At 60.1% G+C, this 22,357-nt stretch carries 19 protein-coding genes; 13 read left to right on the top strand and 6 right to left on the bottom strand.

Translation table 11 applies throughout. The features are described from left to right. Positions 1 to 75: 75 nt before the first annotated feature. The 8 genes from glyA (at position 76) to AC4LE2_RS02195 (ending at position 9,573) form a co-directional block, all read left to right on the top strand. Complete coding sequence (glyA, locus tag AC4LE2_RS02160; protein ID WP_491823880.1) at positions 76 to 1,329, top strand: serine hydroxymethyltransferase; 1,254 nt, start codon at positions 76 to 78, stop codon at positions 1,327 to 1,329. 15 nt (positions 1,330 to 1,344) lie between these two features. Continuing rightward, on the top strand, positions 1,345 to 2,595 hold the full coding sequence (locus AC4LE2_RS02165; protein WP_491823881.1) for a sarcosine oxidase subunit beta family protein: 1,251 nt from the start codon (positions 1,345 to 1,347) through the stop codon (positions 2,593 to 2,595). A 13-nt stretch (positions 2,596 to 2,608) separates the two neighbouring features. After that, positions 2,609 to 2,932 carry a sarcosine oxidase subunit delta gene (locus tag AC4LE2_RS02170; RefSeq protein ID WP_491823882.1) on the top strand — a complete coding sequence of 108 codons (324 nt, stop codon included), beginning with the start codon at positions 2,609 to 2,611 and terminating at the stop codon, positions 2,930 to 2,932. 1 nt (position 2,933) lies between these two features. Then, positions 2,934 to 5,951 carry a sarcosine oxidase subunit alpha gene (locus AC4LE2_RS02175; RefSeq protein ID WP_491823883.1) on the top strand — a complete coding sequence of 1,006 codons (3,018 nt, stop codon included), beginning with the start codon at positions 2,934 to 2,936 and terminating at the stop codon, positions 5,949 to 5,951. A gap of 39 nt (positions 5,952 to 5,990) precedes the next feature. Further along, positions 5,991 to 6,623: a sarcosine oxidase subunit gamma gene (locus tag AC4LE2_RS02180; RefSeq protein ID WP_491823884.1), complete on the top strand. Its 633-nt coding sequence runs from the start codon at positions 5,991 to 5,993 to the stop codon at positions 6,621 to 6,623. 96 nt (positions 6,624 to 6,719) lie between these two features. Further along, entirely contained in the window at positions 6,720 to 7,577 is an 858-nt protein-coding gene (purU, locus tag AC4LE2_RS02185; RefSeq protein ID WP_491823885.1) for a formyltetrahydrofolate deformylase, read from the top strand. An 84-nt stretch (positions 7,578 to 7,661) separates the two neighbouring features. Beyond that, positions 7,662 to 8,861 carry a formaldehyde dehydrogenase, glutathione-independent gene (gene fdhA / locus AC4LE2_RS02190; RefSeq protein WP_491823886.1) on the top strand — a complete coding sequence of 400 codons (1,200 nt, stop codon included), beginning with the start codon at positions 7,662 to 7,664 and terminating at the stop codon, positions 8,859 to 8,861. 154 nt (positions 8,862 to 9,015) lie between these two features. Continuing rightward, complete coding sequence (locus AC4LE2_RS02195) at positions 9,016 to 9,573, top strand: DUF2780 domain-containing protein (RefSeq protein ID WP_491828028.1); 558 nt, start codon at positions 9,016 to 9,018, stop codon at positions 9,571 to 9,573. Between the two features lie 3 nt (positions 9,574 to 9,576). Here the strand turns inward: AC4LE2_RS02195 and yihG are convergent, their stop codons facing one another. Then, positions 9,577 to 10,464 carry a 1-acylglycerol-3-phosphate O-acyltransferase, YihG family gene (gene yihG / locus AC4LE2_RS02200; RefSeq protein ID WP_491823887.1) on the bottom strand — a complete coding sequence of 296 codons (888 nt, stop codon included), beginning with the start codon at positions 10,462 to 10,464 and terminating at the stop codon, positions 9,577 to 9,579. 189 nt (positions 10,465 to 10,653) lie between these two features. On the opposite strand from yihG, the gene rloA2 reads away from it, so the two are divergent. From rloA2 to AC4LE2_RS02215, 3 genes are all read left to right on the top strand, one after another. Continuing rightward, complete coding sequence (gene rloA2, locus AC4LE2_RS02205) at positions 10,654 to 11,157, top strand: retropepsin-like aspartic peptidase RloA2 (protein ID WP_491823888.1); 504 nt, start codon at positions 10,654 to 10,656, stop codon at positions 11,155 to 11,157. A 217-nt stretch (positions 11,158 to 11,374) separates the two neighbouring features. Next, positions 11,375 to 11,818 (top strand): response regulator, encoded by a 444-nt coding sequence (locus AC4LE2_RS02210; RefSeq protein WP_491823889.1) that lies wholly within the window; start codon positions 11,375 to 11,377, stop codon positions 11,816 to 11,818. A gap of 311 nt (positions 11,819 to 12,129) precedes the next feature. Further along, positions 12,130 to 13,467 carry an OprD family porin gene (locus tag AC4LE2_RS02215; RefSeq protein WP_491823890.1) on the top strand — a complete coding sequence of 446 codons (1,338 nt, stop codon included), beginning with the start codon at positions 12,130 to 12,132 and terminating at the stop codon, positions 13,465 to 13,467. An 826-nt stretch (positions 13,468 to 14,293) separates the two neighbouring features. Here the strand turns inward: AC4LE2_RS02215 and AC4LE2_RS02220 are convergent. Continuing rightward, the gene (locus AC4LE2_RS02220) at positions 14,294 to 15,565 is read right to left on the bottom strand and encodes an AAA family ATPase (RefSeq protein WP_491823891.1); all 1,272 of its coding nucleotides are present in this window, start codon (positions 15,563 to 15,565) and stop codon (positions 14,294 to 14,296) included. Between the two features lie 206 nt (positions 15,566 to 15,771). Here AC4LE2_RS02220 and AC4LE2_RS02225 point away from each other — a divergent pair, with 206 nt between their 5' ends. After that, positions 15,772 to 16,290 (top strand): glycine cleavage system transcriptional repressor, encoded by a 519-nt coding sequence (locus tag AC4LE2_RS02225; RefSeq protein WP_491823892.1) that lies wholly within the window; start codon positions 15,772 to 15,774, stop codon positions 16,288 to 16,290. A 214-nt stretch (positions 16,291 to 16,504) separates the two neighbouring features. Here AC4LE2_RS02225 and rarD read toward each other — a convergent pair whose 3' ends face one another. From rarD to AC4LE2_RS02245, 4 genes are all read right to left on the bottom strand, one after another. After that, positions 16,505 to 17,392 carry an EamA family transporter RarD gene (gene rarD / locus AC4LE2_RS02230; protein ID WP_491823893.1) on the bottom strand — a complete coding sequence of 296 codons (888 nt, stop codon included), beginning with the start codon at positions 17,390 to 17,392 and terminating at the stop codon, positions 16,505 to 16,507. 36 nt (positions 17,393 to 17,428) lie between these two features. After that, positions 17,429 to 18,403 carry a serine/threonine protein kinase gene (locus tag AC4LE2_RS02235; protein WP_491823894.1) on the bottom strand — a complete coding sequence of 325 codons (975 nt, stop codon included), beginning with the start codon at positions 18,401 to 18,403 and terminating at the stop codon, positions 17,429 to 17,431. 51 nt (positions 18,404 to 18,454) lie between these two features. After that, positions 18,455 to 20,359: a PhoX family protein gene (locus AC4LE2_RS02240; protein WP_491823895.1), complete on the bottom strand. Its 1,905-nt coding sequence runs from the start codon at positions 20,357 to 20,359 to the stop codon at positions 18,455 to 18,457. A gap of 117 nt (positions 20,360 to 20,476) precedes the next feature. Further along, entirely contained in the window at positions 20,477 to 21,214 is a 738-nt protein-coding gene (locus tag AC4LE2_RS02245; RefSeq protein ID WP_491823896.1) for a ComF family protein, read from the bottom strand. An 83-nt stretch (positions 21,215 to 21,297) separates the two neighbouring features. Here AC4LE2_RS02245 and bioB point away from each other — a divergent pair, with 83 nt between their 5' ends. Further along, the gene (bioB, locus tag AC4LE2_RS02250; protein ID WP_491823897.1) at positions 21,298 to 22,356 is read left to right on the top strand and encodes a biotin synthase BioB; all 1,059 of its coding nucleotides are present in this window, start codon (positions 21,298 to 21,300) and stop codon (positions 22,354 to 22,356) included. The last annotated feature ends 1 nt before the right edge of the window (position 22,357 follow it).

The following is a 22,357-nucleotide window of genomic DNA, read 5'->3' on the forward strand; positions in this document are numbered from 1 at the left end:
TGGCGCTACGAGCCGGGCCCTACCATCGGTCCCAATGCACCTACAACAGGCGCCGCTCGCGCTGGGAGATCCGCGATGTTCAGCAAGCAAGACCAGATTCAGGGATACGACGATGCACTGCTGGCGGCCATGGATGCCGAAGAGCGGCGGCAGGAAGATCACATCGAGCTGATCGCGTCTGAAAACTACACCAGCAAGCGCGTGATGCAGGCCCAGGGCAGTGGCCTGACCAACAAGTATGCCGAGGGCTATCCGGGCAAACGTTACTACGGCGGCTGCGAGCACGTAGACGTAGTAGAGCAACTGGCTATCGACCGCGCCAAGCAACTGTTTGGCGCCGATTACGCCAACGTGCAACCGCACTCAGGTTCCCAGGCCAACGCTGCCGTGTTCCTGGCGTTGCTGCAGGCAGGCGACACGGTGCTGGGCATGAGCCTGGCCCATGGTGGGCACTTGACCCACGGCGCCAAGGTGAGCTTTTCGGGCAAGCTGTACAACGCCGTGCAGTACGGCATCGATACCGACACTGGGTTGATCGACTACGACGAAGTAGAGCGGCTGGCCCTGGAGTGCAAGCCCAAGATGCTGATCGCCGGTTTCTCGGCGTACTCAAAAACGTTGGATTTCCCCCGCTTCCGGGAAATCGCCGACAAAGTAGGCGCCTACCTGTTCGTGGACATGGCCCACGTGGCGGGCCTGGTTGCTGCTGGCCTGTACCCGAACCCGCTGCCTTACGCTGACGTCGTCACTACCACTACTCACAAAACGCTGCGCGGCCCGCGTGGGGGGTTGATTCTGGCCCGCGCCAACGAAGAGCTTGAGAAGAAGCTCAACGCCGCGGTGTTCCCAGGCGGGCAGGGCGGCCCGTTGATGCATGTGATTGCTGGCAAGGCCGTGTGCTTCAAAGAGGCGCTGGAGCCGGGCTTCAAGGCGTATCAGCAGCAAGTGATCGATAACGCCCAAGCCATGGCGGGCATTTTTATCGAGCGCGGCTTCGATGTGATCTCCGGCGGCACGGACAACCACCTGTTCCTGGTCAGCCTGATCCGCCAAGGCCTTACCGGCAAGGCGGCCGACGCCGCATTGGGCCGTGCCCACATTACGGTGAACAAAAACGCGGTGCCCAACGACCCGCAATCCCCCTTCGTAACCTCTGGCCTGCGCATCGGTACACCCGCCGTGACCACGCGCGGCTTTAAGGTCGAGCAGTGCCAAGTGTTGGCAGGCTGGATCTGCGACATCCTCGACAACCTCGGCGACGCTGACATGGAGGCTAACGTGGCCCGCCAGGTTGGCACCTTGTGCGCCGAATTCCCGGTTTACCGCTGAGCTGGAGTACCGATCATGCAGCGCTATTCAGGCTTTGGCCTCTTCAAGCACTCCCTCAGCCACCACGAAAACTGGCAGCGCATGTGGCACACCCCCACGCCCAAGCCGGTCTACGATGTGGTCATCGTCGGCGGCGGCGGCCACGGCCTTGCCACGGCGTATTACCTGGCTAAAGAGCATGGCATCACCAATGTGGCCGTTATTGAAAAGGGCTGGCTGGGTGGCGGTAATACCGCCCGCAACACCACGATCGTGCGTTCCAACTACCTGTGGGATGAATCAGCCCACCTGTATGAACACGCCATGAAACTGTGGGAAGGGTTGTCCCAGGACATCAACTACAACGTGATGTTTTCCCAGCGCGGCGTGTACAACCTCTGCCACACCCTGCAAGACATCCGCGACTCCGAGCGCCGCGTAAGCGCCAACCGGCTCAATGGCGTGGACGGCGAGTTGCTCAACACCGCCCAAGTGGCCGAAGAAATCCCCTACCTGGACTGCTCCAAGAACACCCGTTACCCGGTGTTGGGCGCAACCGTACAACGCCGGGGTGGGGTTGCCCGTCATGATGCGGTGGCCTGGGGGTATGCGCGTGCCGCAGACGCACTGGGCGTACATCTGATTCAGGAAACCGAAGTGATTGGCTTCCGCAAGGAAAACAACACGGTCATCGGTGTAGAAACCAACAAAGGCTTCATCGGCGCCAAGCGTGTGGGTGTGGTCACTGCCGGTAACTCCGGGCACATGGCGAGCCTGGCGGGCTTCCGCCTGCCGCTTGAATCCCACCCGTTGCAGGCGTTGGTGTCCGAGCCGCTCAAGCCCATCATCGACAGCGTCATCATGAGTAACGCCGTGCACGGCTACATAAGCCAGTCCGACAAAGGCGACCTGGTCATCGGTGCCGGCATCGACAGCTGGGTGGGCTATGGCCAGCGGGGCTCTTACCCGGTGATCGAGCACACCTTGCAAGCGATCGTAGAGATGTTCCCGGTGTTGTCACGGGTTCGCATGAACCGCCAGTGGGGCGGCATCGTGGACACCTCCCCGGATGCCTGCCCGATCATCTCCAAGACACCGGTCAACAACCTGTTCTTCAACTGCGGTTGGGGCACAGGCGGCTTCAAGGCCACGCCGGGGTCGGGCAACGTGTTTGCCGCCAGCCTCGCCAAGGGTGAAATGCACCCCCTGGCCAAGCCGTTTTCCATTGACCGCTTCCACAGCGGTGCGCTGATTGACGAACACGGCGCTGCCGCAGTCGCCCACTAACAGGAGAAAGCCCATGCTACAGATCTTCTGTCCCCATTGCGGCGAGCTGCGCTCGGAAGAGGAATTTCACCCCGCAGGCCAGGCACACATTCCCCGGCCACTGGACCCCGCAGCCTGCTCGGACGCCGAGTGGGGCGACTACCTGTTCTTCCGTGACAACCCACGCGGCATTCACCACGAGCTGTGGGACCACACCGCCGGTTGCCGTCAGTATTTCAACGTGACCCGCGACACCGTGACCTACGAGATTTTCGAAACTTACAAGATTGGCGAGAAGCCCCAGGTGACCGCCAAACCGGCAGCAGCCGTGCCCGAATCCGCGGCGCGGGAGGAGTAGCATGAGCCAGGTTAATCGGTTGTCCACCGGCGGTCGTATCGATCGCAACAAGAAACTCTCGTTCACCTTCAATGGCCAGACTTACGTCGGTTTTGAAGGCGATACCCTGGCCTCGGCCTTGCTGGCCAACGGCGTAGACATTCTGGGCCGCAGCTTCAAGTACTCCCGGCCGCGCGGCATCGTTGCCGCTGGCGCCGAAGAACCCAACGCGGTGTTGCAGATCGGCTCTACCGAAGCCACCCAGATACCCAACGTGCGGGCCACTCAGCAAGCGCTCTACAACGGCTTGGTTGCCACCAGCACCAATGGCTGGCCCAACGTCAATAGCGACATGATGGGGATCTTGGGCAAGGTAGGCGGCAAGATGATGCCGCCGGGCTTCTACTACAAGACCTTCATGTACCCCAAATCCTTCTGGATGACGTACGAAAAGTACATCCGCAAGGCCGCAGGCTTGGGCCGTTCTCCTCAGGAAAACGACCCTGATACCTACGACTACATGAGCCAGCACTGTGACGTGCTGGTGGTGGGCGCAGGCCCTGCCGGGCTGGCCGCTGCATTGGCGGCTGCACGTAGCGGTGCTCGAGTGATTCTGGCCGACGAACAGGAAGAGTTCGGTGGCTGCCTGCTCGATACCCGTGAAAGCCTTGATGGCCAGCCGGCAGCTGAATGGGTGGCCTCGGTTATCGAAGAGCTGTCTGCATTGCCAGGCGTTACGCTCCTGAGCCGCGCCACGGTCAATGGTTACCATGATCATAACTTCCTGACCATTCACCAGCGCTTGACCGACCACCTCGGTGACCGGGCGCCGCTGGGCATGGTGCGCCAGCGCGTCCACCGCGTGCGCGCTGGCCGTGTCGTACTGGCCACCGGCGCTCATGAGCGGCCGCTGGTGTATGGCAATAACGATGTGCCGGGCAACATGCTGGCAGGCGCCGTTTCTACCTATGTGCGCCGCTATGGCGTAGCGCCGGGCAAGAAGTTGGTGTTGTCCACCAACAACGACCACGCCTACCGCGTTGTGCTGGACTGGGTCGACGCCGGTTTGCAGGTGGTAGCCGTGGCGGATGCCCGCGCCAACCCACGCGGTGCGCTGGTGGAAGAAGCCCGTGCGCGTGGCGTGCGAATCCTGACGGGCAGCGCGATCATCGAGGCCCGTGGCATCAAGCGCGTAAGCGGTGCCCGGGTTGCGGCGATCGATGCCAAGGCCATGAAGGTATTGAGCAACGGCGAGTGGCTTGATTGCGACCTGGTAGTGACCTCTGGCGGCTACAGCCCCGTGGTGCACCTGGCGTCCCACCTGGGCGGCCGGCCGGTCTGGCGAGAAGAGATCCTGGGCTTCGTGCCCAGTGAAGCGCCTCAAAAGCGCGTGTGCGTAGGCGGCGTGAATGGTGTGTTCAGCCTGGCCGACGCCTTGGCAGACGGCTTCGAAGGGGGCGCCCGCGCCGCTGCCGAAGGCGGCTTCAAGATCGTTGAAGGTGTCGTGCCAAGCCTGCGTGCAGTGTCTGAAGAGCCTAGCCTGGCACTCTTCCAGGTCCCCCACGACAAGCCCAGTGCCCGTGCGCCCAAGCAGTTCGTGGACTTACAAAACGACGTGACCGCAGCCGGTATCGAACTGGCGACCCGCGAGGGGTTCGAGTCGGTCGAGCACGTTAAACGCTACACCGCCTTGGGCTTCGGTACGGACCAAGGCAAGCTGGGCAACATCAACGGTTTGGCCATTGCCGCGCGCAGCCGGGGCATCAGCATTCCGGAGATGGGCACTACCATGTTCCGCCCCAACTACACCCCTGTGACCTTTGGGGCCGTCGCTGGGCGCCATTGCGGCCATCTGTTCGAACCGGTGCGCTTCACCGCGCTGCATGCCTGGCACGTCAAGCAGGGCGCAGAGTTCGAGGACGTGGGCCAATGGAAGCGCCCTTGGTACTTCCCACAGCGCGGTGAAAACCTGCACACGGCCGTGGCGCGCGAATGCAAGGCTGTGCGCGACAGCGTGGGCCTGCTGGACGCCTCGACGCTAGGCAAGATCGACATCCAAGGGCCTGATGCTCGCGAGTTCCTCAACCGCGTCTACACCAATGCCTGGACCAAGCTGGACGTGGGCAAGGCCCGTTATGGCCTGATGTGCAAAGAAGACGGCATGGTCTTCGACGACGGGGTGACCGCTTGCCTGGCTGATAACCACTTCCTGATGACCACCACCACCGGTGGTGCTGCACGCGTACTGCAATGGCTGGAGCTGTACCACCAGACCGAATGGCCTGACCTGAAGGTGTATTTCACCTCCGTTACCGACCACTGGGCGACCTTGACGTTGTCTGGCCCCAACAGCCGCAAGCTGCTGAGCCAGATCACCGACATCAACCTCGATAAAGAAGCCTTCCCCTTCATGACCTGGCAAGAAGGCAAGGTGGCGGGGGTACCTGCGCGGGTATTCCGGATTTCCTTCACCGGTGAGCTTTCCTACGAAGTGAACATCCAGGCCGACTACGCCATGGGTGTGATCGAAGCCATCGCCGAGGCTGGCAAGGCGTACAACCTTACCCCTTACGGCACCGAGACCATGCACGTACTGCGTGCAGAAAAAGGCTTCATCATTGTGGGCCAGGACACCGATGGCTCAATGACGGCCGATGACCTCAACATGGGCTGGTGCGTAGGCCGTACCAAGCCGTTCTCCTGGATCGGCTGGCGCGGCATGAACCGCGAAGACTGCCTACGCGATCACCGCAAGCAGCTGGTCGGGCTCAAACCGGTAGACCCTAACCGGGTGATCCCGGAAGGCTCCCAGTTGGTGTTCGACCCCAAGCAGCCGATCCCGATGTCCATGATGGGCCACGTGACCTCCAGCTACATGAGCCCCACCCTGGGCCGCTCCTTTGCCATGGCCGTGGTCAAGGGCGGGCTCAAGCGCATGGGCGAAAAAGTCTGGGCTCCCATGGCCGACGGTAGCGTCATCGAGGCGGAAATCTGCTCTTCGGTGTTCGTGGACCCTAAAGGCGAGCGGCAGAACGTATGACCGGCAGCGGCACCCATTCCTGGTTTAAAGGGTTTTGAAATGAGCACAGCCAACGTGTATCAACAGCGCCCAGAGGGCGCGGTAAAGGCCGAGTCGCCGTTGCACCATGCCGACCTGCACAGCCTGGCCGGCAAGGGCCGTACCTCGGCTGGCATCACCCTGCGTGAAAAGCCGTTGCTTGGCCACCTGACCCTTCGCGGTGATGGCCACGACCCGGCGTTCGCTGGCGGTGTCCATAAGGCGCTGGGGCTGGAATTGCCCACGGCCTTGACCGTCGTAGGCAGTGGCGAGACCACGCTGCAATGGATGGGCCCGGACGAGTGGCTGCTGATCTGCCCTCGAGGCGAAGAGTTTGCCGCCGAGCAGCGCCTGCGTGAGGCGCTGGCAGGGCTGCATATTCAGGTGGTCAATGTCAGCGGTGGGCAGTCGGTCCTAGAGTTGAAAGGGCCCAAAGTGCGCGAGCTGATGATGAAGTCCACCAGTTACGACGTGCACCCGGATAACTTCCCGGTGGGTAAGGCCGTTGGAACGACCTTCGCCAAGTCTCAGCTGGTGATCCGCCACATGGCTGAGGACACCTGGGAGCTGGTGATCCGCCGTAGCTTCGCCGATTACTGGTGGATGTGGTTGCAGGATGCAAGCGCTGAGTACGGGCTGGCAATCGTTGACTGACTGCCTTATGCCTGTGTAGGAACGGGCGACAGCTTGCGAACCAGATTTACTTAATTCGCGAGCTATCGTGCCTGCAGGCCTTTTTTGGAGAACACCATGAGCCGCGCCCTTGATACCTGGATACTCGCCGCCGACTGCCCTAGCCGGTTGGGGACGGTAGACGCGGTCACTCGCTACCTCTTTGAGCAGGATTGCTACGTCACCGAGCACCATTCGTTCGATGACCGGCTGTCTTCGCGCTTTTTCATCCGTGTGGAATTTCAGCAGCCCCAAGGCTTCGATGAGCAAGGCTTTCGGGCTGGGTTGGTAGAGCGAGTGGAAGGGTTCGCGATGAACTTCGAGCTTACTGCCCCGCAATACCGACCCAAGGTGGTCATCATGGTGTCCAAGGCAGACCACTGCCTGAACGACCTGCTGTACCGCCAACGCATCGGCCAGTTACCCATGGACATCATGGCGGTGGTGTCCAACCACCCTGACCTGGAGCCTTTGGCGCAGTGGCACGGCATTCCCTACCACCATCTGCCGCTGGACCCAGCCGACAAACCGGCGCAAGAGCGTAAGGTGATGGACGTAATCGAGGCCACCGGTGCCGAGCTGGTGATTCTCGCCCGCTACATGCAGGTGCTGTCACCCGAGCTGTGCCGCCGCCTGGACGGGTGGGCTATCAATATCCACCACTCCCTGCTCCCCGGCTTCAAAGGCGCCAAGCCCTACCACCAGGCCTACAGCAAGGGCGTGAAGCTGGTAGGGGCCACGGCGCACTACATCAATAACGACTTGGACGAAGGGCCCATCATTGCCCAGGGCGTAGAGACGGTAGACCACGCGCATTACGCGGAAGACCTGATTGCCAAGGGCCGCGACATCGAGTGCCTGACCCTTGCCCGCGCCGTGGGCTACCACATTGAACGACGAGTGTTCCTCAACGACAGCCGCACGGTCGTGCTGTAACGGCTTTACCAGGCTGCCGCTCGGCAGGGGTGGGCAACACTCACTCCTGCGAACTCCATAACAACAACAACGAGGCAATCGAACATGGCTGACAATCGTGGCGTAGTGTACCTAGGCACCGGCAAGGTCGAGGTGCAATCCATTGCGTACCCCAAGATGCAAGACCCACGCGGGCGCAAGATCGAACATGCTGTGATCCTCAAAGTGGTGTCCACCAACATCTGTGGCTCTGACCAGCACATGGTGCGTGGCCGTACCACCGCACAGGTCGGCCTGGTGCTGGGCCATGAAATCACCGGTGAAGTGATCGAAAAGGGCAGCGACGTCGAGCACCTGCAGATCGGTGACCTGGTGTCGGTGCCGTTCAACGTGGCCTGTGGGCGCTGCCGCTCCTGCAAAGAGCAACACACCGGTGTGTGCCTCACGGTAAACCCTGCTCGTCCTGGAGGTGCCTACGGCTACGTAGATATGGGCGACTGGACCGGTGGCCAGGCCGAGTACGTGCTGGTGCCCTATGCGGACTTTAACCTGCTCAAGTTGGCCAACCGCGACAAGGCGATGGAGAAAATCCGCGACCTCACGTGTTTGTCCGACATTCTCCCCACCGGTTACCACGGCGCCGTCACGGCAGGCGTAGGCCCTGGCAGCACCGTATACGTTGCAGGCGCTGGCCCCGTCGGCCTGGCGGCCGCTGCCTCGGCACGCCTGTTAGGCGCGGCCGTGGTGATCGTGGGTGACGTGAACCCCACTCGGTTAGCCCATGCCAAATCCGTAGGCTTCGAGATTGCCGACCTGTCCCAAGACACCCCACTGCATGAGCAGATCGCCAACCTGCTTGGCGAGCCCGAAGTGGATTGCGCGGTGGACGCCGTCGGCTTCGAAGCACGTGGCCATGGCCATGCCGGTGCCCAGCAGGAAGCACCGGCCACCGTGTTGAACTCGCTGATGCAAGTCACCCGCGTGGCGGGCAAAATCGGCATCCCCGGTTTGTACGTGACCGAAGACCCAGGTGCACACGACGCCGCTGCCAAGATCGGGGCGCTGAGCATTCGCTTCGGCCTGGGCTGGGCCAAGTCCCATAGCTTCCACACCGGCCAAACCCCCGTGATGAAGTACAACCGCCAACTCATGCAAGCCATCATGTGGGACCGCATCAACATCGCTGAAGTGGTCGGCGTGCAAGTTATTACCCTGGACCAGGCCCCTCAGGGTTATGGCGAGTTCGATGCAGGCGTGCCGAAGAAGTTTGTGATTGATCCGCACAAGATGTTTAGTGCGGCGTAAAAAAGGGCTGCACTGTTGAGGCATGCCGCACATTGAGTGCGGTTTGCCTTGATACACATCTCAAGTGAAGGGCTTTGCCCTATCAGGGTTGAACCCTGCGCCCCTACCGCGTCCAATGGGAAGACTTTTACCTGTTGGAGCCGTACCTATGCGCATGTCCCCAAGCCTTTTGGCACTGTCGTTCACCTTGTTGGCCGGGCAGGCCATGGCGTTCAACCTCAACGATGCGGTAAACGCGGCAGCGACCTTGCAGAACGGCAAACAGACTGGCGCCCCGGTGGCCGCCGCGCCACAGGCAGCGAATCTGCTTAATACCCTCGGTACTCAGCTGAAAATCACCCCTGAGCAAGCCATTGGCGGCACAGGCGCCATGCTGGGCTTGGCTAAGAACCAGATGCCCGCTAATCAGTACGGCGAACTGACTAAGGCAGTACCGGGGTTGGACAAGCTCTCTGGTAACAACGCATTGGGCGGTTTGGTGGGTTTGAGCGGGTTGATGGGTAAGGCCGATAGCAGCAAAGTGAACGCCTTGAACAATGCCCTCAGCAACGTGAAAACCAAACAGGACATGAACAGTGCTTTCAGCCAGTTGGGTATGAACAGCGGCATGGTCAGCCAGTTCGCGCCTATCATCCTTCAATACCTGGGTCAGCAAGGCGCTACGGGGTCGGCGCTGCAAAGCCTGGCGTCCGTGTGGGGCGCCGCCAAGTAAGGTTCAGCCGTGTTGCGCCCGCACCGCTTCGATGCGGGCGTCCTTCTCGGCCCATAGCTGGTTCACCCACGTTTGCACCTGCTGGCGAAACACCGGGTCGTTCTCGTAGTCGCCTTCGATCAATGCCGGGTCGATAGGGCGCGCCTGGATATCCACGATCACTGTACTGACCCGACCGCACAGCAAATCCCAGAAGCCCGGCGTGCGCTGGCCGGGGTACACCACGGTCACATCCAGCAGTTGATTGAGTTGCGCACCCATGGCGGCGAGCACGAAGGCCACGCCACCGGCCTTGGGCTTGAGCAAATGGGTATAGGGTGACGCCTGCTGATCGTGTTTGGCCTGGGTGAAGCGAGTGCCTTCCAGGTAGTTGACCACGGTCACGGGCTGGCGCTTGTACAGCTCACAGGCTTTGCGGGTGATTTCCAGGTCTTTGCCCTGCAGGTGCGGGTGCTTGGCCAGGAAGGCCTTGCTGTAGCGCTTCATGAAAGGGTAATCCAGTGCCCACCAGGCCAGGCCTAGCAAGGGCACCCAGATCAGCTCCTTTTTAAGGAAAAACTTGAAGAAGGGCGCCCGGCGGTTGAAGGCCTGAATCAGCGCAGGGATGTCCACCCAGGACTGATGGTTGCTCACGACCAGGTAAGAGGCATCCAGATGCAGCGCCTCCAGCCCGCGGATATCCCAGCGGGTGGGCGTACAGAACGCGAAGATGGCTTTGTCCACTTCTGCCCAGGTTTCAGCGAACCACATCACCCCGCGAGAGGCCTTGTCCCGTAGCCGTGCAGGCGCCACCAGCTTGACCAAGGCCAGCAACACCAGCGGGCCGATCATCACCAAGGTATTGAGTAACAGCAGCGAGCCGGTCAGGCAGCCGTTAAGCAGGCGGAGCATGGGGGAACTCATTAGGATGGAGTAGGGGGCAATCATAAGGCCATGCGCCAGCTGCGCCAAATGCGGCAGGCTGAGTGGGACTTCACGAAAGTTTTACTTTATGTAACCGGCCATACCCTTACCTTACCGTTAGCGAACTAATCCGGGCGCAGGCATCTAACGCCTGCGCCCTCAAGAAGGAACCCCTCAGTGAAAGCTGCTTTAGCGCTGTTGTCATTGCTGTCGCTGCCCGTGTTGGCAGCCGAGCCTACCCTGTACGGCCGTTATGAATACTTCAAGCTGCCCGAGATCGGCCAGACCCTCAAGGCCAAGATGGACACTGGCGCCCTCACGGCGTCGCTATCGGCACGCAATATCGAAACCTTCACCCGCAACGGTGAGGACTGGGTACGCTTTCAATTGGCAACCCGGGATGCTGACAGCAAGGTGTATGAGCACAAGGTGGCGCGGATGAGCCGGATCAAAAGCCGGGCCGATGAGAACGATGGCGAGGAGGAGAACGTCGAGGTAGCGCACCGCCCGGTAATCGACCTGGACATGTGCCTGGGTGACGTCAAGCGCACCATTGAGGTCAACCTCACAGACCGCACCAGCTTCAATTACCCCCTGCTGATCGGCGCCAAGGGGTTACGCGAGTTCGGCGCGGCGGTGAACCCGGCTCGTCGTTACGTAGCGGGGCAACCAGAATGCTAAACAGCATTACTGCCTCGTAACGTTGTTTTCACCCAGGCGCTCGCTGTAGCGGTCAATTGCGCTATTTACCCTTCAACGCCCCGCAGCGCCGGGGCTTGTTGGGGATCAGTGTTTTCCATCGGCACCCTAGGCACTATGCTGCACCTTGAAGCGGCCAACCAGCGGCCGTAACGGCCCCCACGGTTGGTATGTTTGAATGTGATAGGTGGCCCTGCCGATGTCTGAGCTGGATATCCTCACCGATGAGGAGCGCGAGGCGCTCAACGAGTTGCTGCTGGCGCCTACGTTGGCGCCCCAGGCGGCGTTGGTTGTAGACGACGACGCGGACGCTCGTGACCTCATGGCCCAAGTGCTGACGCTACAGGGCATCACCTGCCGCACTGCCTGCGATGCCAACAGCGCGTTCAACCTATTGATGCAAGACCGTTCACTGGGACTGCTTATCACCGACTTGCGCATGGCCCCGGCCTCTGGACTGGACTTGATCCGCCAGGTACGCGCATCGGAGCGCGCCGCGTTACCCATCATCATCGTGTCAGGCGACGCCGGCGTGCGGGACGCTATCGACGCCATGCACCTCAGTGTCGTGGACTTCTTGCTCAAGCCTATCGACGCTTACGAATTAGTGCGGCTGGTTCAGCTTGAATTGGGCATAAGCTGAGTGGGCCTGCGTGTGCGGTTACCCATGAGCAGATGCAAATTTTTCACAACAACCGGCGTATAAAGCTCGGCAGTGGGCAAAGTTTCCTAAAAAGCGACGAAAGGTCACGGATTTCGACAAAGCCTTTTAGTTTCATAAGGTTAAAAAATCTACACATTCGTACTGTCAAATTACTAAACCGATAAACCTCAGTAAAAACATCGTTCATGCAGGAACTTTTGTTACTAGCGCTGCAACACACCGTTGCAAGGTCCCGTCGCGACTGATATTTATGCTCCCGCAAAAATTAGAAACACAATGGGGAGCACCAAATGACCGTTACCACCAAAGCCACACTCGGCGCGCTGGCAGCCCTCGGCGCCGGCCTCTGCCTGCCATCGTTGGCTTACGCTGATTTTGTCAAAGACAGCAAAGCAACGCTGTCTGCGCGTAACTTCTACTTCAACAATGATTATCGAGATCAAATCTCCACCGCAGGTAGCAAGGTAGAGGAGTGGGGCCAAGGTTTCATCCTGGACTATAAGTCAGGCTTTACCGATGGTGTGGTAGGTTTTGGCCTCGATGCTCAAGCATTGGTAGGTATAACCTTGGATAGCGGTTCGGGTCGCCACCAAGGTAGCGGCATGATTCCGTCTGAAAGTAACGGCGACCCCGTTGATTCTTGGAGCCGTGCCGGGGCCACTGCCAAGGCGCGCTTCTCCAAGACAGAGTTCCGCTACGGCAACCTGCAGCCCAAGCTGCCGATCCTGGTGTCCAACGATGGTCGTTTGCTGCCCCAGACCTTCGAAGGCGGCATGATCAACTTCAATGAAATTGACCACCTTAAAGTGGTTGCCGGCCGTCTTGAGCACGCTGTAGGCCGTGCCTCTAGCAACCGTACTGGCCTCGCTGTAGCGGGTGGTACTCAGGAAAGCAACGAATTCTGGTTCGGTGGTGCTGACTATCAGGTCAACGACCAACTGACCGTGCAGTACTACTACGCCAACTTGGAAGACTACTACAAGCAGCACTTCGCCGGCCTGGTACACGTGTACCCGATCAGCAAAGACCAATCGTTCAAGACTGACCTGCGTTATTTCAAGACTGACGCCGACGGGGCTAACGACTCCGCCTCTGGTCGTCTTCAGGGCTACAAGGCCAACGGTTACAGCAATGGTACGAACGGCAAGATCGACAACGACACCTGGAGTGCGATCTTCACCTACAGCATCGGTGGTCATGCGTTCACTGGTGGTTACCAGAGCGTGTCGGATAACAGCAACTTCATTCAGTTGAACCAAGGTAGCTTAGCCAATGAAGGCGCGGGCGGTGCCAGCGTTTATCTGTTCACCGACCGTTTGATTACTGCCTTTACCCGCGCTGGCGAGAAGACTCGCTTCGCCCAATACGCTTATAACTTCAGCACTATCGGTGTACCTGGCTTGACCGCTTCGGTCACTTACCTTAAAGGTAGCGGTTACGAAGTCGCCAGCACCGGCAGCAGCACTGAATGGGAACGCGACCTGGCAGTGGACTACGTGGTTCAGGGTGGCACCTTCAAAGGTGTCGGCTTTGGCTGGCGTAACGGCAGCCTCCGTACCAACGCTACGGGTGAATCCGATCAAGACCAAAACCGCCTGATCGTGAGCTACACCTTGCCATTGATGTAAGCACCGCCTGCTTACCGCTCCAGGTAAAAAGAACGGGGCCAGCCATACAGCTGGCCCCGTTCTTTCTGGTGCAATGCGTTTTTATTCTCCGATTCCACATGGCTGGCTGTAACTCAGAGAGTACCGTGCCTTTAAATAAGAGGCCTAGCCGCGCCTGCCTGCCACGCGGGAGGCCTTGTTCTCCAAGCGAAGCGCGTACGCGTCAAGTACTTGCGCCACCGCTTCGCAATAGGGTTCCAGACGGCCAGCGAGGTCTACTTTGCGCAGCTCCGTAGCACGACGTCTGGCTGCCATAGCGGTCGGTCGCGTACTTAGCGCCCCTCTGATCTTGGCGCTGCGATCATTTTGCAAAGCGCTGTGATTGAGGTTGAGTACTTCAGGAGACGAGGTTGCTCTCGCATCGGCTGTCTGTGGGTCCACTTCGCCGTTCTGACGGAAACGAAAGTGGGATGCCAGGCCTCGAGAGGTTGGGCTTACAAATGGGTTAAGGGAAGGGTCGTAAGCCGCTTTGCGAAGTGCGCCGAATTCACAATCGGTACCCGGCTGAGGCACGCAGGCAAGAAGGTTGGTCCATTCTACAGAGCTATCAGCGCTATGTACTGAGCGAGGAAGAATGTGTTCGATATGGGCTTGCCATTACCCAAGCATTGAATGATAGGCCTCATGGTATAAGCACAGAGCCCCGCCTGCTCTGCCACCAGTTGGTTTAGCATTGCCTCCTTGGTTACGCCGTTGAGATTGTCATAGTGGATATTCTGGGGCGACGTCCTGTTATCGCGTTTCCATTTCCTGAGTGCGGCGCACTCTCGCTGTTTTACGACAGTTTTCACGCCGCCCCTCCTTCAGGAGACTCAACTTTTTCAGTAGGGTCAAACCACTCCAGCATCTCGTCAAGGCGTAAGACTTCCGGCAAAAAGCCATACTGGTTTTTCAACTGCAAAAGGGATCGCCGAGCACTGCTGTATTGCTCATCTTCAAGATTGCGTTCTATCTGATGAACCTCAGCCTTGAAGTCCTTATTTCGGGCATCGCCTTCCATGAGTTCTTCCAGCACTTCGCCGCTGCTCAAACCCAGGGCGCGCGGTGCATGGCCAAGCAGGTGGCCACAGCGTAGCAACATTACTGACTCCGGCCTCAGCTCTCCTACCACTTGGGGGGAGTGGGTGGTGATCACGAATTGGCAGTTAGGAAATGTGTGTTCCAACTTCTCAACCGCTTCTCGCTGCCAGCGAGGATGCAAATGGAGGTCGAGTTCGTCTATCAATACGACACCTGAGCCGGCGTTAGGGTTGGCCAAGCCGGGGTTGAGTACGCTCAGCCTGCGGGCGAGATCCCCTACCAAAGCCAGCATATTACGCTCGCCATCGGAGAGCTGAAGCACATTGAATTCGTCACCTTGCTTGGTCACGGTCATTCGCATTTTAGGTTTGCGGCGTATCCGTACGCCTTCGAAACCGGTAAAGGCCTGTATTGCAGTACGGGCCGCTTCCAGGCCACGATCACGGAAAGCCGGATCGTCGAGGCGCATTTCATTCTCAGCGTCCTCGAAGTTTCTGAACCAGATGAAGAATCGCTTGAAGTCGGCGCCACCGTGGTCGAGTGCGTCCTGATAAATTTCGCCAGCGTCGTGCTTCAGTTTTTCGCGTACACGCATTGGTACATCTAGCACGGCACGATTTACATCGTAATAGACCGCAAGGGGGGCATTCTGAGCGTCAGCAGCAGATGATCCCATCAAGGTTTTGACTGCCTGATTGAGTGCTTCAAGGTCGCTTTTACGCAAAGGGTCCTGATGGAGGCCTTTCTTTCTGTTGGTCACAATGGCCCAAGTGATTGATGCGTCACCGAGTTCGGCCGTTATATCAATGCGTGCATACTCGGCACCATGACGAATATCATCCAGCGCAATGGGCCTTGCTTTCTGTGAGTGGCCATTGATCCGCCAGATCAACTGCGATAGCGCAATGGCCAAGGCGTCGAGTACGGTCGATTTGCCTACGCCATTGACCCCAACAAACGCAGTAGTGCGCTCGGTGAAATCGACTGAAAGCGTTTCAACGCCTCTGAAGTTCAGGAGGCGCAACTGCGTGACCTTCATGGCTAGTTCCCTAAGCCGCCTGTACGGCAGCAAAAATGGGTAGTAATTGGCGATGGTCTGTCATTTTACACAGCCTTAGGGTGAGGGCTATTGCCTGGCTCAGAAGAGTAGATGTAAACCCGCCTTCAATCGTACCGAAACAGTTTGCAAACCGTTGCCAGCTCCCCGCCTATACTCAGGCTTTGGCGACCAAAGGGGAGTGAACCGTGGAACAACTGGTATTGACCGTGCTGGCGCAAGACAAGGCTGGCCAAGTAGAGCGTATCGCCAACTGCGTGGCGGAGCACCAAGGCAACTGGCTGGAAAGCCGCATGGCACGTATGGCAGGGCAGTTCGCTGGCATCTTGCGGGTGGAAGTGCCCGTCGCCAACCGGCCGGCCCTGGTAGGCGCCTTGGAGCACTTGGGCGCGCTGGGCATCCGGGTATTGGTAGAGCCCAGCAGCATGCCTTCACCCACCGCCTGGAAGCTGGTCACGCTTACCCTGACCGCCAATGACAGGCCAGGCATCGTGAGGGATATTTCCCGCGCCCTGGCCGCTCAGGGCGTTAACGTAGAGCAGTTATCCACAGAGGTCTCGCCTGCACCTATGAGCAGCGAGTTGTTGTTCCGCGCGGAGGCCCAGTTGGGGGTGCCGGAGGTCTTGGGGCTGGACAGCCTTCAAACAGCGCTGGAAGGGCTGGCCGATGAGTTGATGGTAGATTTGCAACTGCGCACAGAGGCTTGAAGGTTATTCATTGAAAACCTGAACGAGGCTGTGGATAAGCTGGGGGGCGACGCTGGCAAGCCCCGGTCTTCCTGCATTACAGCAGTATGGTTAAAAAATGAGCAGTATGATTGAGGTTGTTCACAGCTGGCGTGCACCAGCCTGTGGATAAGCTTGGGGTGACTGGCTACAAGCCTTGCCCACCAAGGCCTGTAGCCTATTGCCTAATAAATGATCAGCGGCTTCGGCGTAATACCTGCCACACGTCCACGCTATAAATTGCCAGGGCTGCCCAGATAAACCCAAAGGCGATCAGGTTAGCGGCACTCAGGTGCTCATCATAAAAGCTGACGGCGAGGATCAGGACCAGCGTGGGTGCCAGGTACTGCAAGAACCCCAGTGTGGCGTAAGGGAGGTTACGTGCCGCTGCGGTAAAGCACAGCAGCTGTACCAGGGTGATAGGCCCGGCGGCCACCAGCAACAGCGCCACCGGGCCGCTCCAGAAGGCCGGCTGGGTGGTGACCGCCTCGCCATGCAGCAGCAACCAGCCGAGGGCCAGCGGCAACAGCAGCAGGGTCTCCACCAACAGCCCAGGCAGCGCGGCAACCGGGGCCTGCTTGCGAATCAGCCCGTAGAACGCAAAGGTCAGGGCCAGTGCCAACGACACCCACGGCAAGCTGCCGACCATCCACAACTGCTGCAGCACACCAATCAATGCCAGGCCGACCGCCACCCATTGCAAGCGACGCAGGCGCTCACGCAATAGCACCATGCCCAGCAACACGTTTACCAAGGGGTTGATGTAGTAACCGAGGCTCGCCTCAAGCATCCGCCCGTTGTTCACAGCCCACACGTACACCAGCCAATTGGCGGCGATCAACGAGCCGCTGCACATCAGCACCAGAAACCGTTTGGGGTTATCCACAAGGGCTCGCCACCAGCCGGGGTGTTTCCAGACCAGGATGGTGAGTACGGCGAACACCGCCGACCACAGCACGCGTTGCACGATGATTTCGAGTGCGGGAACGCTTTGCAGGGTTTTGAAGTAGATAGGAAATAGGCCCCACATCGCGTAGGCAATTACGCCCAAGATATACCCGCGCCGGGGGTTGGCAGTTTGCATGTGGATTCCTTGTCGTTATAGGTATAAGCGGTGTGATCAGAACAGCTTCAAGGGCTCCTCATCAAGGGCTGCCATTTGCTCTCGCAGCGCCAGCACCTGATCGCCCCAGTAACGCTCGGTGCCGAACCACGGGAAGCTATGGGGGAAGGCCGGGTCATCCCAGCGACGCGCCAACCAGGCGCTGTAATGCAACTGGCGCAAGGCCCGTAGTGGCTCGATGAGGCTGAGTTCACGCGGGTCGAAATCGTAGAACTCGTTGTAGCCGTCCATCAATTCGGCCAACTGCCCAAGGCGCTCGTGGCGGTCACCAGCCAACATCATCCACAGGTCCTGGACAGCAGGGCCCGTGCGGCAGTCGTCTAGGTCTACGAGGTGGAACACCTCTTCCCGGCACATGATGTTGCCAGGGTGACAATCGCCGTGCAGGCGAATGCTGTTAAAGCGGGTGCGTGCAAAGGCTGCTTCGATCTTCTCCAGTACATGACGGGCCACTGACGAGTAGGCAGGCAGCAAACCCTTGGGGATAAAATCGCCGTCCAGCAGGGTGGTCAGGGAAGCGCTGCCGAAGTTATCCACCGTCAGTGCTTCGCGGGCCTCGAACGCAAGGCTGGCGCCGACGGCATGCAAACGCCCCAGCAACTGCCCCAGCCGGTACAACTGATCCAGGTTGCCAGGCTCAGGTGCGCGGCCACCGCGGCGGGGGAACACGGCAAAGCGAAACCCCGCGTGCTCGAACAGGCTCACACCGTCGCGTACCAGTGGCGCAACGACAGGCACCTCGCAGTCCGCCAGCTCTGCGGTAAACGCATGTTCTTCAAGGATGGCTGCATCCGTCCAGCGGCCGGGGCGGTAGAACTTGGCGATCAGCGGCTGCTCGTCGTCGATCCCCACTTGGTACACCCGATTCTCGTAACTGTTGAGGGCCAACACGCGAGCATCGCTGAGGTACCCGATGCTTTCGATGGCATCGAGTACTCGGTCGGGGGTAAGGGTGTCGAAGGGGTGGGACATGTAAGCTCCTGGGTACGTCTGGCTACACATGGTAGCGCAGACGCACTGGGTTCAGGCGCCTATCAGACCGCCATCTTTACGGGTGATGGCCATTACTGAGGAGCGTGGCTTACCGTTGGGTAGGTGTTCGGGGAAGGTAGAGCCTCCGGCTTCGCCGGGGTGCTGGATGCCCACGAACAGCGTGCGGTAATCCGGGGCAAACGCGATCCCGGTCACTTCACAGCCCACTGGCCCAACCATGAAGCGGCGTATTTCCCCGGTGGCAGGGTTGGCGGCCAGCATCTGGTTGTTGCCCATCCCGGCAAAGTCCCCCGTATTACTGGTGTCGCCGTCAGTGAGTATCCACAGCCGGCCTGCCGCATCGAAGCCCAGGCCGTCAGGGCTGTTGAACATGTTCTGCGCGGTGACGTTCTGCGAACCTCGCTTGGCGCCTTCCGGATGGCTGGCAGGGTTGCCGGCAATCACGAACAGGTCCCATTCGAATGCCATGGCGCCATGGTCGCCCGCCTGCTCGTTCCAGCGCAGCACTTGCCCGTACACGTTCTTTTCTCGCGGGTTGGGGCCGCCCACCGGTTGGCCGTCGTCGCCGCGCTTGATGTTGTTGGTAAGGGTGCAGTACACGCGGCCGTCCAGCGGGCTGACCACGATCCACTCGGGCCGGTCCATGCGCGTGGCTTTCATGGCGCTGGCGGCCAGGCGTGCTTGCACCAGTACCTGGGCCTGGCTGGCAAACCCGACGGCGGCATCTAGCCCAGGCTGGCCGTGGGTGAGGGCGACCCATTCGCCTGTGCCCTTGGGATGGTCCGGGTTGCTGTCGCCGGCGTCGAAGCGAGCCACGTAAAGGGTGCCGTTGTCGAGCAGGTCGCGGTTCGCCCTCGGGTTGGCGTGGTCGATGCGGTCATGGCTGATGAACTTATAGATGAACTCGCCGCGCTCATCATCGCCCATATACACCACGGCGCGGCCGTCTCTAGTTTCGCTAACGGCAGCGTTCTCATGCTTGAAGCGGCCCAGGGCGGTGCGCTTGACCGGCACGGAGGCCGGGTCGAACGGGTCGATTTCCACCACCCAGCCGTGGCGGTTGAGTTCGTTGGGGTTGCGTGACACGTCAAAGCGCTCGTCATGGGGGTGCCAGCCTACGTCCTTGCTGGCCGGCGTCACGCCGTAGCGTTTCTGCGCCGCGTCCAGGGGTTGCTCGGGCGCGCTACAGCCGAAGCAATCGGTAAAGTTTTCTTCGCAGGTGAGGTAAGTGCCCCAGGGCGTCTTGCCGTTGGCGCAATTCTGGAAGGTGCCCAGCACCTTGAGCCCGCTCGGGTCGGCCGCCGTCTTGAGCAATGCATCGCCGGCCGCTGGGCCGCTGAAGCGCAGCTCGCTGTTGCCATGAATGCGGCGGTTATAACGCGAGCCCTGTACGAAGTGCCATTGGCCGCTCTTGCGGCGCACTTCGATGACCGATACGCCCTCGTTGGCCAAGGCTTTGTGCACCTCAGCCTTCGACACCGGCAGGCCGCCGTGGTCGAACAGGTAGCGGTAATTGGTGTACTCGTTGTTGATCGCCATCAATGCCCGGTCGGGCTCGGCGGGGAAGGGGAAGAAGCTCATGCCATCGTTGTTGTCACCAAACTGCTGCTGGTGGGTGTCCGCGCTGGCGTGGCCGCTGGGGTCGAACGCAGGGCCCTTGGCGTGCAGCGGCTGGCCCCAACTGATCAGTACCTGCGCGCTATAGCCAGGCGGCAGCGTTACGGTATCGCTGGTAGCCGCGGCAATGCTCTCAAAGCCCAGCAGTGTGCTGTTGCCCGCTTCTACGGCCTGGGCCAGGGTGCTGCGCGACAGCAGCCCACCGCCCAGGAATATGGCCGCGCCACACAGCGCTCCGGCGCCGATAAACCTGCGCCGGCTAAGCCCGGCGTAACGTTCCAGGTCGGTGGGGTGATCGTCTGCTTGGTACTGTTCCATGGTGTGACTCCCGGCGGTTCAGGCAGCCACGTTAAACAGCCGGTATGACGGTTTTGTGACCTTCGAACCCCCTGGAACGGTTTCAGCGCTGGCATCAGGGCGCGGGCGGGCGCCTGGTCAGCCTGGGCCTACTGATGGCGTGCGCGCCAGGCAGTACACATCCACGCGCCTCGCGCCTGCGTTTTTTAATATTTGCGTCAAGGCCCGAGCAGTGGCACCGGTGGTGAGCACGTCGTCTATCAAGGCCAGGTGCAGGCCTTCAACCTGGGCATGAGGCGCTAGCCTGAAGGCACCCTGCAGGTTGCGCTGGCGGGCCGCGAGGTCAAGGCCCTGCTGGGCATCGGTATGCCGAGTTCGGAGTAAGAGATCGCGCGCTGTCGGGATGGCAAGCCGGGCGGTAAGCCATTGAGCGATCAACTGCGCCTGATTAAACCCCCTGGCCCGCAATCGCTTGGCGGACAGTGGCACGGGCACCAGATACTGCGGTGGCGCCAGGCCTTCGTTGTAGCGGTAGGCCAGCCACACCGCCAGCCGCTCTGTCAGCAAGCGGCCCATGGCCCTGTCGTCCCGGTGCTTGAAGCCTTTAATAGCCGCATCCAAGGGGAAGTCGTAGGCCCATGGCGCTTGGGCGCAGGTGAACGGAGGGGGTGACCATTCACAGTGGCGGCAACAGGGGCCTTCGAATGTCAGCGGCAACGCACAGCATTCGCAGGCGCTGCGCACCCAGGGCAAATCGGCTTCACAGCCGCTGCACAAGGGGTAAGGGTTATCGCTGCGCGCTGCACAGAAATAACAAGATTGGTTAAATTTTGAACAGATGTTGACCAGTAGATCGCGTAGAGGTTGACAGTGCATAGGCCTTCCTTGACCATTTGTGTATTCCGTGACCCGCCAGCGTGTTCGCGCCGGCAGCCCCAGCATAGAACAAGGACCCCCCGATGAGCGCCAGCCTTAAAAGCCCGCTGCGTCATGACTGGACCCTGGCCGAAGTAAAGGCCCTGTTTACCCAGCCGTTCAACGACCTGCTATTTCAGGCCATGACCGTGCACCGTGCGCACTTCGACCCCAACCAGGTTCAGGTGTCTACCTTGTTGTCCATCAAGACCGGCGCCTGCCCTGAGGATTGCAAGTACTGCCCGCAGTCCGGGCATTACAACACCGGGCTGGAAAAAGAAAAGCTGCTGGAAGTACAGAAGGTGCTCGAAGAAGCTGCCAGGGCCAAGGCCATTGGTTCTACCCGGTTTTGCATGGGAGCAGCCTGGAAACACCCTTCTGCCAAGGACATGCCGTACGTGCTGGAGATGGTCCGTGGGGTAAAGGCCCTGGGCCTCGAAACCTGCATGACCCTGGGCCGCCTCGACCAGGAACAGACGGCGGCGCTGGCCACTGCCGGGTTGGATTACTACAACCACAACCTGGACACCTCGCCGGAGTTCTACGGCAGCATCATCACTACCCGCACCTATGGCGAGCGCTTGCAAACCCTGGCCTATGTACGCGAGGCAGGCATGAAAATCTGCTCGGGTGGCATTCTGGGCATGGGCGAGTCGTTGGACGACCGCGCCGGGCTGTTGATCCAGCTCGCCAACCTGCCTGAGCACCCTGAATCAGTGCCGATCAACATGCTGGTAAAAGTGGCGGGGACGCCCCTGGCCAACGCTGAAGACATCGACCCGTTCGACTTCATCCGTATGCTCGCGGTGGCGCGCATCCTGATGCCCCAGTCCCATGTGCGGCTGTCTGCGGGGCGCGAGCAAATGAACGAGCAAATGCAGGCCTTGGCTTTCATGGCGGGCGCGAACTCGATCTTCTACGGTGAAAAACTGCTCACCACTGGCAACCCGCAGGCCGACAAGGACATGCTGCTGTTCAAGCGCTTGGGCATCAGCCCCGAAGCCCGTGAGGAGCACGATGATGACGTGCACCAGGCGGCTATCGAGCAAGCGCTGGTAGAGCAGCGCAGCGGCGAGCTGTTCTACGACGCGGCGTCTGCCTAGC

It is taken from the genome of Pseudomonas sp. 9.3L, assembly GCF_058536285.1.

What these genes read in the sequence shown, in the direction of transcription:
- glyA (WP_491823880.1), top strand. Translation starts at nt 76, where the DNA reads ATGTTCAGCAAGCAAGACCAGATTCAGGGATACGACGATGCACTGCTG.
- AC4LE2_RS02165 (WP_491823881.1), top strand. Translation starts at nt 1,345, where the DNA reads ATGCAGCGCTATTCAGGCTTTGGCCTCTTCAAGCACTCCCTCAGCCAC.
- AC4LE2_RS02170 (WP_491823882.1), top strand. Translation starts at nt 2,609, where the DNA reads ATGCTACAGATCTTCTGTCCCCATTGCGGCGAGCTGCGCTCGGAAGAG.
- AC4LE2_RS02175 (WP_491823883.1), top strand. Translation starts at nt 2,934, where the DNA reads ATGAGCCAGGTTAATCGGTTGTCCACCGGCGGTCGTATCGATCGCAAC.
- AC4LE2_RS02180 (WP_491823884.1), top strand. Translation starts at nt 5,991, where the DNA reads ATGAGCACAGCCAACGTGTATCAACAGCGCCCAGAGGGCGCGGTAAAG.
- purU (WP_491823885.1), top strand. Translation starts at nt 6,720, where the DNA reads ATGAGCCGCGCCCTTGATACCTGGATACTCGCCGCCGACTGCCCTAGC.
- fdhA (WP_491823886.1), top strand. Translation starts at nt 7,662, where the DNA reads ATGGCTGACAATCGTGGCGTAGTGTACCTAGGCACCGGCAAGGTCGAG.
- AC4LE2_RS02195 (WP_491828028.1), top strand. Translation starts at nt 9,016, where the DNA reads ATGTCCCCAAGCCTTTTGGCACTGTCGTTCACCTTGTTGGCCGGGCAG.
- yihG (WP_491823887.1), bottom strand. Translation starts at nt 10,464, where the DNA reads ATGCTCCGCCTGCTTAACGGCTGCCTGACCGGCTCGCTGCTGTTACTC.
- AC4LE2_RS02210 (WP_491823889.1), top strand. Translation starts at nt 11,375, where the DNA reads ATGTCTGAGCTGGATATCCTCACCGATGAGGAGCGCGAGGCGCTCAAC.
- AC4LE2_RS02215 (WP_491823890.1), top strand. Translation starts at nt 12,130, where the DNA reads ATGACCGTTACCACCAAAGCCACACTCGGCGCGCTGGCAGCCCTCGGC.
- AC4LE2_RS02220 (WP_491823891.1), bottom strand. Translation starts at nt 15,565, where the DNA reads ATGAAGGTCACGCAGTTGCGCCTCCTGAACTTCAGAGGCGTTGAAACG.
- rarD (WP_491823893.1), bottom strand. Translation starts at nt 17,392, where the DNA reads ATGCAAACTGCCAACCCCCGGCGCGGGTATATCTTGGGCGTAATTGCC.
- AC4LE2_RS02235 (WP_491823894.1), bottom strand. Translation starts at nt 18,403, where the DNA reads ATGTCCCACCCCTTCGACACCCTTACCCCCGACCGAGTACTCGATGCC.
- AC4LE2_RS02240 (WP_491823895.1), bottom strand. Translation starts at nt 20,359, where the DNA reads ATGGAACAGTACCAAGCAGACGATCACCCCACCGACCTGGAACGTTAC.
- AC4LE2_RS02245 (WP_491823896.1), bottom strand. Translation starts at nt 21,214, where the DNA reads ATGCACTGTCAACCTCTACGCGATCTACTGGTCAACATCTGTTCAAAA.
- bioB (WP_491823897.1), top strand. Translation starts at nt 21,298, where the DNA reads ATGAGCGCCAGCCTTAAAAGCCCGCTGCGTCATGACTGGACCCTGGCC.